The following is a 19,723-nucleotide window of genomic DNA, read 5'->3' as shown; positions in this document are numbered from 1 at the left end:
ATCCCAGGCACCCTGTCGTGCGGGAAAGGAACTTACAGAATTATGGACTTGCGGGGACGATTCCTGCGGATGCGCCGCGCCGGGCTGCGTCTGCGGCATGCACTGGCCGTCCGTGCCAGGAACCCTGCCGTCATCCTAGCTGTCACGCTGGCGGCGCTGATCCTGCTCGTTCTTGGCGCCCTGTTCGTGCATGGAGTGGACCGCCGTGCCGTTCAGGTGGACGACGGCAGCATCTGGATCACCTCCCAGAACGAGCGCAAGGTCGCCCGGTTCAAGCCCGACATCGGAGAGGCGGACGTGGCCCTGTCGACGGGCACTGATCACTTCGACCTGGCCCAGAGTGGATACGCGGTCATCCTGGGCCGTGAGGGAGGGATGGCTCCCATAGCGGCCGCCACCGCTGCTCTAGGGGACACCACCCGGTCGGATGCCAGAGTCCAGCGGATAATCAACGGGCCCACTTTGGTCCTCTTCCAGGCGCGGACTGGCAGGATCTGGGTGGGTCAGGCCGCCTCGCCGGGAAATCTGGACACGCAACGCCGAGACCCTGTGCTGACCTTGGGCTCCGGAGCCGCCGTCACTGTGGATGCCTCCGGAGTCGTCTACGCCTACCGGCCCTCGGACGGGGTCGTGCTCAGGATCGATGGACCCGACTCACGGGCCCACCGTGAACTGGACTCCTTGACTGGCCACGCCCCCATCCGGGCCACTGCGCTCAGCGTCATCGACGGAAGACCCGTCCTCCTGGCCGGCGATCGGCTTTACTGGCCACAGGGATCCGTCCGTATACCGCACCGGGGAGACCTGCAGCTTCAGTCCACTCCAGTCGATATGGACCGCCAGGGACCCTGGGCAGGCCTGACCGATCAGGAAAGCGTCCACCTGGTTGAACTGGATCACCCCAAGAATCACATTGAGACAGTACGTACCGGCGGCAGCGGTCAACCCGCCCAGCCGGTCTCCTCGGGCGGATGTCTCTGGACGGCCTGGGCCTCCTCGGGACGGAACTTCCTGCGACTGTGCGCCACAGGGAAAGCCGTGCCACAGGTCCGGTCACAGCAGCCGCATCCCGCCACACTGGAGGCCATCAGCCCCACCTCGGATCTGGTCTTCCGGGCCAACCACCGGAGGGTCATCCTCAACGATGTGCTGACTGGCGATGTCTGGAACCCCCGATCCTCCACCAAGGTGATCCGGCCGCAGTGGCAGACCATGGAAATCAAGCACGCGGACAGCAACGATCAACGCCAGGACTCAGCCGACAATCGCCAGCGTTTCGCAGCCACCTGCCGATCAGGGTCCCAGCCCATCCAGGCCGAGGATGACAGTCTGGGCATTCGGGCCGGATCCAGAGCCCTGCTGGACCCCTTGCGCAACGATCGCCAGACCGATTGCTCGGTTCTGCGGATCGAGGATGCGCGCAGCTCGCAGGGTAATCTGCGCCTGACTCCGGTTATGAACGGACGCTATCTGCAGGTGGATGCCAGCGACGCACCTGACGGCCGGGCCCGAATCAACTACTCCATCACCGACGGACGCGGACAGGTCTCCTCGGCCGGCATCGACCTCAACATCGCCCCAGCCAAGATGGACCAAGGCGACCAGGCACCGGTCCAGAACGACACCCCTCCCGAGTACGAGGTGGAGCAAGGGGCCACGACCACCGTCAACGCCCTGTCCGGCTTCGAGGATCCCGAGGGCGATCCGTTGACCCTGGTCGGCGCCGAGTCAGTGAACTCCGATCGCATATCCCTGTCCACCAGGGCTGACGGACAGCTGACCATGAGCGCCGGCTCGGCCACCTCCGGTCGTCTGGCCGTCAAGGTCACTGTTTCAGACGGGCTCATGAGCGGTCAGGGACTCATTTATTTCACTGTCAGACCCGTCAACACGCTGGCTCCACTGGTCGATCCGGTCATTCGCCAAGCCGCTCCCGGACGAGAGGTCACTGTGGATCTGAGCAGAAGCGTGCATGCCAATGCTGCTCGGCCTCTTCGCTTGGTCCAGGTCGACAAACCCGATGGAATACAGGTGGAGGTCAACGCCGAGAGCCTTTCCTTCACAGCCACCGCCGCTAACCCAGGCACCTATTATGTGCCCTATCGGGTAGCCCAAGGCGACCAGGAGACCCAAGGACTCGTCAGGCTGGAAGCCGAACGAAACCAGAGCGGATCCGCTCCGCCGGTTCCCGTCAACGACGTTGCCCTGCTGGGCGCCGACCAGACCGCCATCGTCGATCCTCTCGACAATGACCTGGATCCCATGGGCGGAGTACTGGCCCTGACCGATGTGCGCGTGGATCCGAACTCCGGCATCAAAGTGGGCATCGTGGACCACCGCCGGATCTACCTGTCGGCCAGAAAAATCCCCGCACGACCACTGAGCATTGCCTACACGGTCGCCAACGCCAATGGCAGCGCTCAGGGAACCATCGTCCTGCAGCCTCCGTCATTGAACAGGGCAGCCTCGGCGCCCAAGGCCCCGAATCTCACGGTTGGGGTCCGCTCATCAGGCCTGGTCACGGTTTCGGTCATGGACAAGGTCACACACGCTGACGGGACCAGCGTCACCCTGGACCAGAAGCTGACCACGGATCAGCGTACCTTTGCGGGATTGGCCTTCGTATCCGGAGATACGGTCAGATATCAGGCCAGCGAGCGCACCGGGGACTTCCCGGCCACCTATACGGTCAGGGACGATCTGGGCAACGCGGCCTCTGGCACCATCACCTTCCGGGTCCATGCCTCTGACGCATCCAACAAGCCCGCACCCACCCCGAAGGATCTGCGGGCCCAGGTGGCTGCCGGGACCAAGGTGCGCATCCCCGTCCCGCTGACCGGCATCGATCCCGATGGAGACTGCGACACCTTGTCCGGCTTAGGCAACCAAGTACCCAAGCTGGGCAGGATCGTCAAAGCCGGAGCCGACTACCTGATCTATGAAGCCTATCCTGACTCGCACGGCACCGATGAGTTCACCTATGCCGTGGAGGATTGGGTGGGGCAGCGCGCCCAGGCGCGCATCCGCATCGGCGTCTTTCCCGACTCATCAGTGACCGGAGTCTTCGCCCGGGATGACAAGGTCAGACTGCGGCCTGGGACCGTGGCCGACGTACCTGTCCTGCTCAACGACATTTCAGGGGACGACGACCCCTTGAGCCTGGGCCCCCACTTGGAGCGCCAGGGCCTTGACCAAGCCAGCGTCGAAGACGGCATGATCCGGCTGACCGCCCCCTCGCAGCCAGGCACTTCCTATCTGGTCTACCAGGCACGCAACCAGGCAGGACTGAGCGACCAGGCCACCCTGACCGTAGTCTCGGATCCCCAAGCCCCCATCCAGCCGCCCATAGCTCAGGATTACCAGGTGGCCCCTGAGGATACGGTGGACAAGCGCAGCGTGGAAGTCAATCTGGCTGATTCCATCAGCAATCCTTCCGGCACCCTTGATGATCTGCGCCTTGGAATTCATCCTGAGGCCAGGGCCCATGCCAGAACGGTCGGCGAAGCAGGCTCCGCCAAGCTGGTCATCGATCTGACCGATCAAGCCAGAGCCGTGCCCTACACCGTGACCAATACCCGCTACAACATCACTTCAATGGCTTTTGTGAAAGTTCCTGCCTATGGAGTATTCCCCCCGGTCCTAAGACCCCGTGCTCCGGCCCTCAAAGTACGAGCTGGACAAAGCATCACCATCGACATCGCCGATCAGGTCAGGGTGGGTGCAGGCAAGACCGCACGAATCGTCTCCCGCCAGTCCGTCTCGGCCACCAAATCCGACGGATCCGATCCCTACGTGGACGAGCACACTCTGAAATTCACCGCCGCAAGGGATTATGCCGGCCCAGCCTCGCTGACCTTCGCAGTCCGTGACGGGGATCCAGGCGGCCAGGCCATCATCAACGAGTCGGTGCTGACTCTGCCCATCACCGTGGTCGGCGGCAAAGCATCCCCGCCAGTCCTCTCGGAACCGGTCATCGATCTGGTGGCCGGGGAACCGGCGCAGACCATCTCCCTGACCGCCATGACCCGCTGGCCGCAGGGAAGCGACCCGGCCGATGGCACTTTCTCCGCTGGTGACCCCCAGGGGCCGATCCATGCCAGTCTGAGTCCCCGGGGCCAGCTGAACGTGGCCGCCGACAAGACCGCAACATCCGGCACTAAGGCCACCCTGCCGGTGACCATCACCAGTTCATCCGGCAATGCGCATACGGTCCTGGCCTTCCGCATCGTGGCCACCACCCGACCTCTGGCTTCAGTCCCCTCGCGCCAGGTGGGGCTCAAGGCCGGACAGAGCGTGGAGCTGAACCTGTTCGAGGGTGCCCTCAACCCCTTCCCCGACACTCCGCTTCGCCTGCTCGGCCTGGTCAGCGACGACGCCTCTCGACTGACAGCCACCAACCTGGGCAACGGACGGATCGCCATCAAAGCCGATCGTGACATCGGCGCCTCAACCAACACCATCCTGGCCACAGTCGAAGATGGCAGCCGGGATCCGGGTCGCCGGGTCACCGCCACCATCACCGTGGGCATCATCGACCGCCCACAGGCCCCCAGAATGCTGGCGGGCGCCGCCCAGGCAGGCGACGGAACAGTTCTCCTGGCTTGGGAGCCTGGTGCAGTCAACGGCAGTCCAGTGGACGAGTACCGAGTCTCCTACACCTCAGCTGCAGGCTCAGGTCAACGCTCCTGCGGCAATGCCGTCACCTGCCGGATCTATGGGCTGTCCAACGGCCACGACTACTCCTTCACCGTTCAAGCCCACAACCAGGTGGGCTGGTCCCCCGCTTCCTCGCCGGCGGCAGCCAGACCGGACGCGCTTCCCGGAGGCGTACAGGCATTGACCGTGAACGGCGACAGCAAGGAAATACTGACTGTCACCTGGCGTGCACCTGAGAATCATGGCTCGCCCATCCAGAGCTATACGGTCCACGGCGAGGGTTCAGGTTGCGGTTCGCCACGATGGCGCGCGGCCAACTCCACCAATGCGGTCTTCGACGTGAGTCATGATGAGGCAGGAGGCACCTGCACAGTAAGCGTGACCCCAGCTAATATGGCGGGATCAGGACCTGTGGCCTCAGCCGCCGGATCCACTTGGTCGCATCCGGATCCGCCGGCATTCCAGACCTTGGAGTACCTAGGCAACAACCAGGTCAAGCTAGTCCTGAACCCTGGAGCCGAACATGGCCGACCCTGCGCGGACATCCAGGTGGACATCGAAGGTATTGATCCCGACAAGGCGTCCTGGACCCTGCCCTGCAACCAGCAGGAAGTGAGTGAAACAATCACGCTGCCCGCCGGGTCAGCCAAGCCGGGCGCAACACTGAACTTCCGGGCGGTCGCTCGCATCCATGGAGTGGGGTCCGAAGGCCATTCGCCCTCCGCCACCAAGGAGCTTACCCTGCCCAAAGAGACCGACAAGCCAAGCAATAAAACCCTTCGTCAGAGGTCCCCGGAGCAGACAAGGATGAATGACCATGGATGAACAAAACGCACAGGAACCCATTCAACAGGACGACACCATCGCGGATGACGCGACCAGACGGAATATCCCCACAACCGCGCGTGAGGCGAACAGTGAAGGGCACCGGGTTTTTGCCGACCGGCTGGATCTGCTGAAGCGACAGCGCCAGGCTCTCATGTCCGGCCTGGGCCAGAAGGAAACTCCTTCGGCTGTGAGCGACGATCGGACCCTGCCCGGCCGCGTCCCCTCGACCGCCAGGCATAAAACCACTCAGACGCCTAGGGCGGAATCCTTACCGTCAGACAGCACCATGGTGGAAGACGAGACCATCCCCGGCCGCCAGCCGGTCAGTAACCTATTAGCCCGGTCCTCATCAGCTCCTGCAAGGTCCGATATGGTCGACGCCAGCGATCAGACTCGATACCTCCAGTTGGAGCAGACCTCGGCCCTCCCTTATGAGGTCGGGACCGACCAACCTCGGGATACGGAAGAGATCGGACAGGATCAACAGCCTGCCGCCGAACCAGAAGATCAGGCAGTTGGGACCAGGAAGCAAAGACGGTCAGATCAGACCGGAGGCAGCAGCCAGGCCGCCGTAGACGTGTCGGCTTTCGCCAGCCTCTTCCGCTCTATCGTCGACAACGTGGGCCAGGCAGTGCTGGGCAAGGAGGAGACCATTGCCTTGTGCGTCACCGCCTTGATCGCAGGAGGCCATGTACTCCTGGAGGACAATCCGGGCACCGGCAAGACCCAGCTGTCACGCGCCCTGGCCGCCTCCATTGCCGTGGATTGCAAGCGGATTCAATTCACCCCCGACCTGCTGCCCTCCGATCTGCTCGGCGTGACCTTCTACGACCAGTCTCAAGGACGATTCTCCTTCCGACCCGGTCCAGTCTTCGCCTCCCTGGTCCTGGCCGACGAGATCAACCGAGCCTCCCCCAAAACCCAGTCAGCCCTGCTGGAGGTCATGGAGGAAGGCCAGGTGACCGTAGACGGTCGAACCTACCGACTCCCTCGGCCATTCATGGTTATAGCCACTCAGAATCCCATCGAGCAACTGGGCACCTATGCCCTGCCCGAGGCGCAGATGGACCGCTTTCTGATCCGCACCTCGCTTGGGGCACCTGGACACGATGCCAGCATGCGCATCCTTGAAGAGGCCGACATCCGTGACAGGGCCGGACTGGTCGACCCGGTGGTTGACGCCGCCCAGGTAGAAGCCATGGCCGCCTGCGCCTCCAAGGTCTTCTGCGCTCCCCCAATCATGGAGTACGTCATCCACATCATCGAAGCCACACGGCACAGCTCCGCCATCCAAGTCGGCTCCTCCATCAGAGGCGGACTGGCCCTTGTCCGTTGCGCCAGGATCCGGGCCTGCGCTCAGGGTCGCAGCTACGTGATTCCCGATGATGTCAAGGATCTGGTCGACCCCATCCTGGCCCACCGGCTTATCCTGACCGCCCAGAGCAGGCTGGCGGACATGGACGAGCACCAGGCGCTGGCCGAAGCCCTGGCCAAGGTCCCCGTCCCGACTGGAGAGCAGTGAGCATGACCGCTTTCTCCCGCCGACCTGCCCCGGAAGCGAGACCTGCAACCTCGGCAGGATCCAGACACAGCCTGCGAGTTTTGGCCGCTGATCTGTGGCAGTCCGTCACCGCCCTGGGCCGGTCCATGGCTCTGGCTGCGCTTCTGTGCGCTCTGGCCTTCGCTCCAACAGGCTGGCGTGAACTGCTGGCGGGCGCCCTGCTGGGGGTAAGCATGCTGCTGCTCGGGTTGTTGATGAGCCTAGGCAACTTGTCCTGCAGTGCCGAAACAAGTCTTGATCAAGGCCGTCTGGAGGTGGGCGGCCAGGCTGAACTGGTCCTAGTTCTGACCAACCCAAGCAGCCGTTCAACTCGTCGCGGTCGAGTAGGCCTGACAATCGGCCAGGGAACCGCTTTGGCGCCTTTGCCTGCTCTGGCTCCCGGCCAGAGCCACCAGATCCGCCTCAAACTTGAAGCCAGGTCCCGTGGCGTGATTGACCTGGGCCCGGTGACGATGGAGGCTGGGGATCCGCTGGGACTCATCCGCCGCCGTCGGATCCTGACCAACGCTCGAAAACTCTATATCCATCCTCGCACAGTGGCCCTGCCGCCCCTTCAGGCCGGATTGGAACGCGACCTGGAGGGAGATCCTGGCCCTGGCATCGTCGACGACGATCTGGAGTTCCATGCCCTGCGCCCCTATGCTCCGGGCGACGACATAAAGCGGGTCCACTGGCTGTCCACTGCCCGGGCCGGCACTCTGATGGTTCGCCAGTATGAGCCCACCGTGCGCACCAGAACCGAACTGATCCTGGACGGGCAGGCCGACTCCTACCGAAACGCGGATGAATTCGAACTGGCAGTTGAAATCTTCGCCTCCTTGGGCTGCCGATGCCTGCTTGACGGCCGTCGGCTGCAAGCACTGGCCCCGGAACCGGACGATCCTCATGCATATGGGACCACCCTGCCCTCGCAGGATCCCCGAAGCTTCCTGGATGCCTGCAGCGCCATCAGCCCTCGCCAGGACAGCTATAGCAAGCCTGACCTGGGTGATGCTTCCGAGCGGACCAGCCTGACCATCCTGGTGACCGGTTCACTGGGCGACCGTCAAACCTCAGCACTGATAGACAGATCAGCTCAGGACACATTCCCGGTCATGCTGCTGGCCGCCGATCTGGATGCCCATCCAAGCCTACAGACGCAGCCAGGCCTGGTCAGCGCCGTTCTGGGCAGCCTTCGGGACCTTCCCATCCTCTTGGAGAACCAGTCATGAGCACATCTGCATCATGGATGGATCAAGCCCAGGAGGAGCCTATCCGCCTGATCGACCAGGCTGGCCTGCAATCCAGCATCGACCCGACCAAGCGCCACTCCCCCATCATTCCTATGGCTGCCCTGGCAGCGCTCGATCTGCTGGCTGGGCTGCAGCTGCTGCCGGTATACGGTAGCCTGCCCTCCTGGCTGACAGTGGGAACAGCCGCCTGTCTGACCGGACTGCTGATCGCCATGCTCCCCCGCCGTGGGATCGCCACAGCCATTCTGCAGCCTCTGCTGCTGATTGCGGGCCAGTTCCTGCTGGGCCCCATCTTTGCCCTGAATGGAACCACGCTAGCCCATATCCTGCCCACCTGGGCAACTCTGGCACAAGGGTGGTCAGCAACATTCAGCGCTTTCAAGACCCTGGCAGCCATCGACCCGCCCCTGGGCCAGGAAGCCGGCGGGTTGATGGCCCTGTGGACACTGATGCTCTGGACCTGTTATTTGGCCGTACTCCTGGCCCGCTTTGGCCTGGGCCGCAACTTGGGACGGCCAGCGCACCCCGTTGCCGTCCTGGCATCCACCCTGCCCGTCCTGGCCACCATGGCTGTGTCGGCGGCCCTGGGCACCAGCAAAGGCCTCTACCCAGCCTTGACGGGCGGCGTCCTCTGGCTGCTCCTGCTGATCTGGTCTGCCAGCGGACTGGGGCTGCTGCGTCTGCAAGGACCCGCATCCGCCCTCCTGACCCTGGTCTTGGCAGCCGGACTGATTTTCTCCGCTGGACTCCTGCCTGCCCCGACACGGCTGGTCATTCGCGATCACTATCAGCCACCCATGAACCCTTACCAGTTCACCAGCCCCTTGAGCGATTACCGTGCCTATATCAAACGCCACCGCGACGATACCCTGGTTACGGTCCGTAACCTCCCCGCCGGTACACCGGTCCGCATGGCCGTCATGGACCGTTATGACGGCAAGGTCTGGAACCTGTCAGACTCCTCGGGAGCAGGAGCCGCCGATTACCGACGCATCGGCGCCCAGATCCGCACAGAAACACAATCTGAGAAGACCAAAGACAGCAAATCGGCCGGAAAGTCATTTACAGCAACCTTCCAGATTCGAGAGGGATTCGACCACGCCTGGCTGCCTTCCGCTGGACAGGTCAAAGGCATTGACCCGATTCAGGGTCTGCAGCGGGAGAATCTCTACTTCAACAAAGCCACGGACACGGCTTTGACTGATCAGGTCCTGCAGGCGGGATCCAGCTATACAGTGCACGGCCTGGCCGAAGACAGACCCGGCACCCGTCGCATTGCCGACAGCGATCCGGGAGAAGCCCAGGTGCCTCCCCTGGCGGATGCCCCTGAAAGCCTACCCAAGGCCGCTGCCTCCATGACTTCCATGCAGGTGCGCGGCGGCGCCAGGGCACTGGCTATCGAAGAACGGCTGCATCGTGAAGGATGGTTTTCCCACGGTTTAGCTGGAGACTACCCCTCACCCTCCGGCCATGGCGACTATCGGATCAATCAGCTGATGCAGGGCCAGGCCATGGTGGGCGACAGCGAGCAATACGCCTCGGCCATGGCTCTCCTGGCCAGGCAGATGGGTCTGCCATCCCGGGTGGTCTTGGGATTCCTGCCCAAGAACCATGACGGCGCCATCAGTCGGTCACGAACCAGGACCGAGTCGGATGGGAGTACCCGAACCGACTTTACCGGACGTGATGCTCAGGCCTGGGTGGAGGTCAATCTGAAGGGACTAGGATGGGTCCCCTTCTACCCCACGCCGCCGGAGACCAAGACCCCGGACAAGTCCCTGGACTCCACGCCGCCCGATCCGCGCACCCTGGTCCGCCAGCCTCCGCCCCCGCTGGTCGATCCTCCCCGCGACGACAGAGCCACCCAGGGTAGGACTACCGTCGGCGGGCAGGAAGCATCCCTGCAGTCTTCACTCTCCTTCTGGAAGCGGTACGGACCTGTGATAGCCAAAGCGGCACTCTGGACCATGCCGCTCTGGCTGCCGGCTCTCCTGATTCTGCTCCTGCTAGGCATCAAGGCCTGGCTGCTCAGTCGGGCCCGGTCGACCGGCGACGCGAAGACACGTATCCGCGCCGGCTGGCGACAGATCGGCAACCTGGGCAGACAGACCGGCCTGCCCCTGGCGGGCACCCGTAGCGAGCAGGCGGTTCTGATCGCCCAGACCCTTCTGACCGACCCGCCAGGAGCCTCGTCGGCCGGACTGCGCCGGGATCTTGATCGACTGCGCGACATGGCCGATCAGGCCTCTTTCGACCGGAACCCTTCCAATGAGCAGGAGGCCCAAGTCTGCTGGCAGCTGGTAGACAAGCTTCGATCCGCCATTCTGACGTCCCTGCCGCGAACCCGACGCTGGCGCACTCTGCTTTCCCCTAGGCACCTGCGCTGACCTGTCTATCATGGCTGGACCCGCCATGGCGTTTTCTCCTTGCCCAGACAAGTGACATCGCAGCAAAAAGAGCGTGTTCTGCGATCGAGCTTTAAGAATCAAGACCTTATCAACCACTGAGGCAGAGCTCACAAGCAAAGCTAGGGCTAACTTACTGCGCCGTGGACCACGGATGTAGACACGGTCACCAGACAGCCGTCGTTTGCTACCGTCCGTCGGCAACCCGGATCGCTGAGGAAAACAAAACAAGGGCCTTTACGATCGTTGGGATCGTAAAGGCCCTCATTTTTTATCACGTATTCTGCAGCCCAATCCGTTAGGCCGGATCATAAGGCCTAAGCGGATCTGCGACTACCAGTTATTCAGTTGTTCAGATGCTCACTGATTGGAGCGCTGGTCCTCCGAGGAGGAGAAGGTGGCATCGCCGGACTGCTGCGGCGGCTGCTGGGCAGAGTCGCTGCCGTCGGCGGCATCCGAGGATCCCGCGCCCGTGGCAACCGTCTGATTGTCGGCATCAGCTGACGGGTCCTGCACGTTGGGGGTGTCCAGATGGCTCTGGCCGCCCTGGTCGTTGAGGAAGTCGTCAGGGTTGAAGTCGTCGCCCAGCTTCAGGTCCCCGAAGTCGATGTTGGAGAAGTCCACATCGTTCAGATCGGCGTCGCTCAGATCCACATCGCCGCCACCCAGACCGAAGTTGGGGTAGATGGTGTCGCGGATGGCCTTGTCGGGCTCCACGGTGGCGTTGCGGTACCTGGCCAGGCCAGTGCCGGCAGGGATCAGCTTGCCGATGATCACGTTCTCCTTGAGGCCCTTCAGGTCGTCGACCTTCTGGTTCAGTGCGGCCTCGGTGAGTACGCGGGTCGTCTCCTGGAAGGAGGCGGCCGACAGCCAGGAGTCAGTGGCCAGAGAGGCCTTGGTGATGCCCATGAGCTCGGGGCGTCCCGCAGCCGGCTTGCCTCCGGCCTTGACGGCCTTCATGTTGGCGGCCTTGAACTTGGCCTGGTCGACCAGCTCGCCGGGCAGCAGATCAGTGTCGCCCGAGTCGATGACCGTGACGCGGCGGAGCATCTGGTGGACGATGACCTCGATGTGCTTGTCGTGGATGTCCACGCCCTGGGAGCGGTAGACCGTGTGCACCTCGTTGACGATGTTCACCTGAGCAGCGCGCGGGCCGAGGATGCGCAGGATCTTCTTGGGATCCACGGAGCCTTCGATCAGCTGGGTGCCGGCCTCGACGTGCTGTCCGTCCTTGACCATCATGGGCGCACGGCGGGTGACCGGGTAGGTCAGCGCCTCCACAGAGGTGTCGTCCGGGGTCAGGGTCACCTGGCGGCCGCGGTCGGTGTCCTCCACCTTGACGGTTCCAGGGAACTCCGCAATAGGAGCCTCGCCCTTGGGGGTACGAGCCTCGAAGAGCTCGGTGACACGGGGAAGGCCCTGGGTGATGTCGGAGGCCGAAGCCACGCCGCCGGAGTGGAAGGAACGCAGCGTCAGCTGGGTGCCGGGCTCGCCGATGGACTGGGCGGCCACGATGCCCACGGCCTCGCCGACGTCCACCAGCTTGTTGGTGGCCAGAGACCAGCCGTAGCACTTGGCGCACACCCCGCGGGTGGACTCGCAGGTCAGGACCGAACGGGCCTTGACCTCCTCCACGCCGTGGGCGACCATGTCGCGCAGGACATCCATGGACAGTGCATCACCGCGCTTGTAGAGCACGGTCTTGCCGTCCTTGGGGTCGATGACGTCGGCGGCCAGGAGCCTGGAGTAGGGTCCGCCGTCGGCGGCCTTGACCAGGACCAGGTTGCCCTGCTCGTCGCGCTCGGCCACCTTCATGGTCAGACCGCGCATGGTGCCGCAGTCCTCCTCGCGCACGATCACGTCCTGGGAGACGTCTACCAGACGACGGGTCAGGTAGCCCGACTCGGCGGTGCGCAGTGCAGTGTCGGCCAGACCCTTGCGGGCGCCGTGCTGGGAGATGAAGTACTCCAGCACCGACAGGCCGTCGTGGTAGTTGGACTTGACCGGTCGAGGGATGATCTCGCCCTTGGGGTTGGCCACCAGGCCTCGCATACCGGCGATCTGGCGGATCTGCATCCAGTTGCCTCGCGCCCCGGACTGGACCATGATGTTCACGTTGTTGTCCGGAGTGAAATGCTCCTGCATGGCGTCAGCCACCTTGTCGGTGCACTCGGTCCACAGGTTGATCAGCTCCTGACGGCGCTCCTCGTCGGTCAGCAGACCCATGTCGTACTGGGAGTTGACCTTGGCGGCCTGCCCCTGGTACTCGTTGACGATCTCGCTGCGCTCGGGCGGCACCACGATGTCGGAGAAGGCCATGGTCACGCCGGACCACTGGGCCCGGGTGAAGCCCAGATCCTTCAGGGCATCCAGTGTGGCCGCAACTTGGGCGGTGGAGTACCGAGTAGCGATGTCGTCCACGATCCCGGACAGCTTGCCCTTGGGCACTTGCTCGTTGATGAAGGGGTAGTCCACAGGGAGCGTCTGGTTGAACAGGACCCGCCCGTAGTTGGTGGCGAATAGCCTGGAGCCGTCCTTGAAGACCTCCTCCTTGACCACGTCAGGGCTGCCGGGCTCGGGGTCGACGACCTTGAGGTCGCCGGGCTCCCAGTTCCTGGGCATGACGAAGTCTGCAGGCACCCGCAGCAGGATCTTGGCCTGCATGTCGATCTCACCCAGGTCCAGGGCCATCCGGGCCTCAGCCAGGCTGGAGAAGATCCGGCCCTGGCCCTTGGCGCCGGGCACTACGCTGGTCAGGTAGTACAGACCCAGAATCATGTCCTGGGAGGGCATGGTGACCGTATGGCCGTCGGCGGGCTTGAGGATGTTGTCGGAGGCCAGCATGAGCGAGCGAGCCTCAGCCTGGGCCTCTGCCGACAGGGGCAGGTGGACTGCCATCTGGTCGCCGTCAAAGTCGGCGTTGAAGGCCGCGCAGGCCAGCGGGGGCAGGTGGATGGCCTTGCCCTCGACCAGGATGGGCTCGAAGGCCTGGATGCCCAGACGGTGCAGCGTAGGCGCACGGTTGAGCAGGACGGGGTGCTCGGAGATGACCTCCTCCAGCACGCCCCAGACCTCGGGGTCGCCGCGGTCGACCAGCCGCTTGGCGCTCTTCATATTCTGCGCATAGTTGAGATCCACCAGCCGCTTGATGACGAAGGGCTTGAAGAGCTCCAGGGCCATGGGCTTGGGCAGGCCGCACTGGTGCATGCGCAGGGAGGGCCCGACCACGATCACGGAACGGCCGGAGTAGTCCACGCGTTTGCCCAGCAGGTTCTGACGGAAGCGGCCCTGCTTGCCCTTGAGCATGTCTGCCAGGGACTTCAGCGGGCGGTTGGAGGCTCCGGTGACGGGACGGCCGCGGCGGCCATTGTCGAAGAGGGAGTCCACAGCCTCCTGGAGCATGCGCTTCTCGTTATTGAGCATGATCTCGGGGGCGCCCAGCTCGATCAGGCGCTTGAGCCTGTTGTTGCGGTTGATGACGCGCCGGTAGAGATCGTTCAGGTCGGAGGTGGCGAAGCGGCCGCCGTCCAGCTGCACCATGGGGCGCAGATCGGGCGGGATGACCGGGACGACGTCCAGGACCATGGCCTCAGGCTTGTTGCCCGTGTTCAGGAAGGCGGAGACCACCTTGAGACGCTTGAGGGCGCGGGCCTTGCGCTGGCCGGAGCCGGTGTCGATCTCGTGACGGAGCTCCTTGGCCGCGCCCTCCAGGTCGAAGTCCTGCAGACGCTTCTTGATGGCCTCGGCGCCCATGCAGCCCTCGAAGTAGTCACCGTAGCGGTCCTGCATCTCCCGCCACAGATCCACATCGCCCTCCATGTCGCCGGGCTTCAGGGTCTTGAAGCGGTCGAAGACGGCGGTGATCCTCTGGATCTGGTCGTCGTAGCGCTTGCGGATGGCGGTCATGTCCCGCTCGGCTCCGTTGCGCAGACGGGCCTTCATGGAGCTCTTGACCTCGTCGGTCTTTTCCAGCTCGGCCAGGTCCTCCTCCAGCTTCTTGGCGCGCTTGTCGATCTCCAGGTCGCGCTTCTTCTCCAGCTGGCTGATCTCATTGTCGAACTCGTCCTGCAGGTCGGGCAGATCCTTGTGGCGCTGGTCCTCATCCACCTTGGTGACCATGTAGGCCGCGAAATAGATGACCTTCTCCAGGTCCTTGGGCGCGATGTCCAGCAGGTAGCCCAGCCGTGAGGGCACGCCCTTGAAGAACCAGATGTGGGTGACGGGGGCGGCCAGCTCGATGTGGCCCATACGCTCGCGACGGACGCGGGAGCGGGTGACCTCCACGCCGCAGCGCTCGCAGACGATTCCCTTGAAGCGCACGCGCTTGTACTTGCCACAGGCGCATTCCCAGTCGCGGGTGGGTCCGAAGATCTGCTCGCCGAACAGGCCGTCCTTCTCGGGCTTCAAGGTACGGTAGTTGATGGTTTCCGGCTTCTTGACCTCGCCATAGCTCCAGCCGCGGATGTCGTCGGCCGTGGCCAGTCCGATTCTCAGTTTGTCAAATGCATTGACGTCCAGCACTCTGTGTCCTGTCTCTGATCTTGTAACTGCTCTGAAGTTTGCCTTTTGGCGGGATGCCCGTCTGACGGGCATCCCTGTGACTGATGGCTCAGCGGTACTCCGGCTCGGGAGCGGACTGGTCGGCCTTGGCGGCGGCGTCCGGACGGGCGCCGATGTTGAAGCCCAGATCGTCGGAAGCGGCGTTGGGGTCGTCGTCCTCGTCCTTCATCTCGATCACGTTGCCTTCCGCGTTGAGCACCTCCACGTTCAAGGAGAGCGACTGCATCTCCTTGAGCAGCACCTTGAAGGATTCGGGGATGCCGGCCGCCGGCAGGTTCTCCCCGCGCACGATGGCTCCGTAGGCCCGGACGCGGCCATCCACGTCATCGGACTTGGTGGTCATCATCTCGTGCAGGGTGTAGGCAGCGCCGTAGGCCTCCAGGGCCCAGACCTCCATCTCGCCGAAGCGCTGGCCGCCGAACTGGGCCTTGCCGCCCAGGGGCTGCTGGGTGATCATGGAGTAGGGGCCGGTGGACCTGGCGTGGATCTTGTCGTCCACCAGGTGGTGGAGCTTGAGCATGTACATGTAGCCCACGGAGATCGGCTTGGTAAAGGGCTCGCCGGTGCGGCCGTCGTAGAGCACGGCCTTGCCGTCGTCGCCCACCAGACGCTCGCCGTCACGGTTGGGCAGGGTGGTCTTGAGCAGGCCGTTCAAGGCATCCTGACGCACGCCGTCGAAGACCGGAGTGGCCACGGCGGTGCCGGGTTCGGCCTTCTCGGCTCCTGCCGGAATGTGCTTCTTCCACTCGGCCTGAAGGTCGGGGTCCAGGCTGATATCCCAGCCGGAGTGGGCGATCCACCCCAGATGGAGCTCCAGGACCTGGCCCAGGTTCATACGGGAGGGCACGCCCAGGGGGTTGAGCATGATGTCGACGGGGGTGCCATCGGCCATGAAGGGCATATCCTCCTCGGGCAGGATCCTCGAGATGACGCCCTTGTTGCCGTGACGGCCGGAGAGCTTGTCGCCCTGGGTGATCTTGCGGTGCTGGGCGATGTAGACTCGGATCATCCGGTTGACGCCGTTGGGCAGCTCGTCGCCGTCCTCCTCGGCATCCTCGCGGGTGACCTCCTTGACCTCGATGACCGTGCCGGTCTCGCCGTGGGGCACCCGCAGGCTGGTGTCGCGCACCTCGCGGCTCTTCTCGCCGAAGATGGCCCGCAGGAGCCGCTCCTCGGGGGTCAGCTCGGTCTCGCCCTTGGGGGTGACCTTGCCGACCAGGATGTCTCCGGCCTCGACCTCAGCGCCTATGCGGATGATGCCGCGCTCATCCAGGTTGGCCAACGCGTCCTCGCCCACGTTGGGCAGGTCCCGGGTAATCTCCTCGGCGCCCAGCTTGGTCTCGCGGGCGTCGGTCTCATACTCCTCGATATGGATGGAGCTCAGGGTGTCGTCCTGGACCAGCCGCTGGGAGATGATGACGGCATCCTCGTAGTTGTAGCCGTTCCAGGGCATGAAGGCCACCAGGACATTCTTGCCCAAGGCCATCTCGCCCTTCTCGGTGGCGGGGCCGTCAGCCAGGACCGTGCCGGCCTCGACCCGCTCCCCGTCCTTGATCAGGGGGACCTGGTTGTAGCAGGTGGTCTGGTTGGACCGCTGGAACTTGGCCAGCTTGTAGGAGGACTGGGTGCCGTCGTCATTCATGACGCGGATGATGTCGGCGGAGACGTAGGTGACCACGCCCGGCTTCTCGGCCAGGATGACATCGCCCGAGTCGATGGCGGAACGCCACTCGGAGCCGGTGCCCACCAGGGGACGCTCGGACTTGACCAGAGGGACGGCCTGACGCTGCATGTTGGTGCCCATCAGTGCTCGGTGGCCCTCGTCGTGCTCCAGGAATGGAATCAGGGAGGCGCCCACCGAAACCATCTGCCGGGGAGAGACATCCATCAGGTCCACCTGGGAGACGGGCACATCCTTGGCCTCGGCCTCGGCGTCACGCACCAGGGCCTCGTCCTCGACGAAGTGTCCGGTCTCGTCGATCTCCTGGTTGGCCTGGGCGATGGTGTGCTCGGATTCCTGATCGGCGGTCATGTAGACCACGTCGTCGGTCACCTGGCCGTCCACGACCTTGCGATAAGGGGTCTCGATGAAGCCGAAGGGATTGACCCGGGCGAAGGTGGCCAGGGATCCGATCAGACCAATGTTGGGGCCTTCAGGGGACTCGATGGGGCACATGCGTCCGTAGTGGGAGGGGTGCACATCGCGCACCTCCATGGATGCGCGGTCACGGGACAGGCCGCCGGGGCCCAAGGCCGAAAGACGACGCTTGTTGGTCACGCCGGCCAGCGGATTGTTCTGATCCATGAACTGGCTCAGCTGAGAGGTTCCGAAGAACTCCTTGATGGTGGCATTGACCGGGCGGATATTGATCAGGGACTGCGGGGTGATGGCCTCCGCGTCCTGGGTGGTCATTCTCTCGCGGACCACGCGCTCCATACGGCTCAGACCGGTGCGCAGCTGGTTCTGGATCAGCTCGCCCACCTGGCGGATGCGACGGTTGCCGAAGTGGTCGATGTCGTCCACGTCCACCCGCAGCTCGATATCCTGGCCGTCGCGGCGGCCGGGGAAGGTATGCCCGCCGGCATGCAGGGTCACCAGGTACTTCAGGGTGGCGATGATGTCCTCAGGATGCAGGCTGCGGTCGTTGAAGTCGGCCTCAAGACCCAGCTTGCGGTTGATCTTGTAACGGCCGACCCGGGCCAGGTCGTAGCGCTTGGTGTTGAAGTAGAAGGAGTCCAGCAGGTTGCGGCCAGCCTCGGGCGAGGCGGTGTCCGCAGGCCGGATCTTGCGGTAGAGGTCGGTCAGCGCCTCGTCCTGGGTCTCGATGGTCTCCTTCTCCAGGGCGTCCAGAACCAGCGGGTAGCCTTTGAAGGCCTTGCGGATCTGCGGCTTGGTCATGCCGATGGCCATGAGGAAGACGATGGCGGACTGCTTGCGCTTGCGGTCCACGCGCACGCCCAGCACGTCGCGCTTGTCGATCTCGAACTCCAGCCAGGCGCCCCGGCTGGGGATGATCTTGGCTCCGAAGATCTCCTTGTCGGAGTTGCGGTCCTGGGTGCGGTCGAAATAGACGCCCGGGGAACGGACCAGCTGGGAGACGATGACGCGCTCCGAGCCGCCGATGATGAAGGTGCCGTGGGGGGTCTGCAGCGGGAAGTCGCCCATGAAGACGGTCTGCGACTTGATCTCGCCGGTGTCCCCGTTCTCGAACTCAGCGTTCACGTACAGAGGGGCGGAGTAGGTGTAGTCCTTCTCCTTGCACTCCTGGACCGTGTGACGGGGCTCCTCGAAGTAGGGATCCGAGAAGGTCAGACTCATGGTCTGCGCAAAGTTTTCAATGGGAGAGATCTCCTGGAAGACTTCATCCAGGCCGGAGACGGGGGCCACGGTATGGGTCCCGTTGACCTGGTCCTCCTCGACTCGCTTCTTCCACCGGTCGTTGCCGACCAGCCAGTCGAAGCTGTCGGTCTGCACGCCCAGGAGGTAGGGCACCTCGATGGGTTCGCGGATGGACCCGAAGTTGACACGATCGGTGGCCTTATGCAGTTTGATGTCGTGTTCGTCAGCGCGTGCCTGCGTGGTGGTACTTCTTACAGCTTTATTGGCAGCCAAAATGGACGTTCCTTATCGCTCGCCGTACTCGATCATTCCTGTTACCCCAGGGAGATGCCGAACGGCCGCCATATGCCTATTCGCGGGCATCTCCTCGATGATGCATGCCCGCTATATGACACACCTCATGTAGATACAGAACAATAGCAGATAGAAGCCCTGCATGCAATCGGCGTGTCGTCTTTGAAAAGCCGCTATTGAACCATGATCGGCACGGGTTGGGAGACCACGTGCGAATCAGCCTTCAGCACCAGTTTGGCCTGGTAGGAGCCCGCCTTGACCCGGGGCAGCTTCTGGTCGGGCTGACAGCTGTCCTGGCTCCTGTCAGCATGCCAGGTGATGGTCTGCATGTCCTTGTCTCCAGTAGCCATGAGCAGGGCACGGGCCCCAACCGGGCAGGCATCGGAGCGCCAGACGGTATCCTCGCCGCTGGTGATGACCAGCACCCGGCCGCCGTCGGAGCCGTCCACCAGACATGACCCTGTTCCCTTGTGGCGAATGGTCGCCGTAAAGTCGATGGACCCGCCGACCCCAGTGCTGGGATTAGGCGCAGACAGCTCCAGGGCCAGATCCTCTTTGCCGCAGTCAGGAGCACCAGAGGAACGCTTCTTGTCAGCATTCCTCTTCTGATCCTTGCCCTGCTTGTCCTTGTCTTTGTCCTGAGATTTAGTCTTTGCGGTCTGATGGACGCTGGTCGAGGCACCCTGGCGCCCATCGCCCCCCCGGAGGGCTCTGATGCCGGCCCCCACGCCCCAGACCAGGCCAGCGCAGACCAGCAGAAAAAGCACCGCCAGGAGGGCGGCCGCAATCCTTCGACGACGATACATCCGCCGCTTCTTCTCGCTCATGCGTCGCTTGGCCATACCAC

7 protein-coding genes are annotated in these 19,723 nt (G+C 63.7%); 4 read left to right on the top strand and 3 right to left on the bottom strand.

All coding sequences use genetic code 11. The annotated features are described in order from the left end of the window. Positions 1–48: 48 nt before the first annotated feature. The 4 genes from DKK75_RS01785 (at position 49) to DKK75_RS01770 (ending at position 10,664) form a co-directional block, all read left to right on the top strand. Positions 49–5,481, top strand: a complete 5,433-nt coding sequence (locus DKK75_RS01785) for an Ig-like domain-containing protein (RefSeq protein WP_181414397.1) — start codon at positions 49–51, stop codon at positions 5,479–5,481. Continuing rightward, on the top strand, positions 5,474–7,006 hold the full coding sequence (locus DKK75_RS01780) for an AAA family ATPase (RefSeq protein ID WP_258333109.1): 1,533 nt from the start codon (positions 5,474–5,476) through the stop codon (positions 7,004–7,006). The genes DKK75_RS01785 and DKK75_RS01780 overlap by 8 nt, the downstream gene beginning before the upstream one ends. Before the next feature lie 80 nt (positions 7,007–7,086). Further along, positions 7,087–8,256 (top strand): DUF58 domain-containing protein, encoded by a 1,170-nt coding sequence (locus tag DKK75_RS01775; RefSeq protein WP_181414396.1) that lies wholly within the window; start codon positions 7,087–7,089, stop codon positions 8,254–8,256. Beyond that, positions 8,253–10,664 (top strand): transglutaminase family protein, encoded by a 2,412-nt coding sequence (locus DKK75_RS01770; RefSeq protein ID WP_110451735.1) that lies wholly within the window; start codon positions 8,253–8,255, stop codon positions 10,662–10,664. Before DKK75_RS01775 ends, DKK75_RS01770 begins: the two co-directional genes overlap by 4 nt. A gap of 378 nt (positions 10,665–11,042) precedes the next feature. On the opposite strand, the gene DKK75_RS01765 is transcribed toward DKK75_RS01770, so the two are convergent. From DKK75_RS01765 to DKK75_RS01755, 3 genes are all read right to left on the bottom strand, one after another. Then, the gene (locus DKK75_RS01765; protein ID WP_110451734.1) at positions 11,043–15,203 is read right to left on the bottom strand and encodes a DNA-directed RNA polymerase subunit beta'; all 4,161 of its coding nucleotides are present in this window, start codon (positions 15,201–15,203) and stop codon (positions 11,043–11,045) included. An 88-nt stretch (positions 15,204–15,291) separates the two neighbouring features. Beyond that, positions 15,292–18,855, bottom strand: coding sequence for a DNA-directed RNA polymerase subunit beta (gene rpoB / locus DKK75_RS01760; RefSeq protein WP_110451733.1), 3,564 nt, complete (start codon positions 18,853–18,855; stop codon positions 15,292–15,294). A 194-nt stretch (positions 18,856–19,049) separates the two neighbouring features. Continuing rightward, positions 19,050–19,718, bottom strand: a complete 669-nt coding sequence (locus DKK75_RS01755; RefSeq protein WP_110451732.1) for a hypothetical protein — start codon at positions 19,716–19,718, stop codon at positions 19,050–19,052. Between the last annotated feature and the right edge of the window lie 5 nt (positions 19,719–19,723).

The sequence above is a fragment of the Bifidobacterium asteroides genome, from assembly GCF_003202695.1.
Lineage (GTDB): Bacteria > Actinomycetota > Actinomycetes > Actinomycetales > Bifidobacteriaceae > Bombiscardovia > Bombiscardovia asteroides_G.
This window is presented reverse-complemented; position numbering and strand designations above follow the sequence as displayed.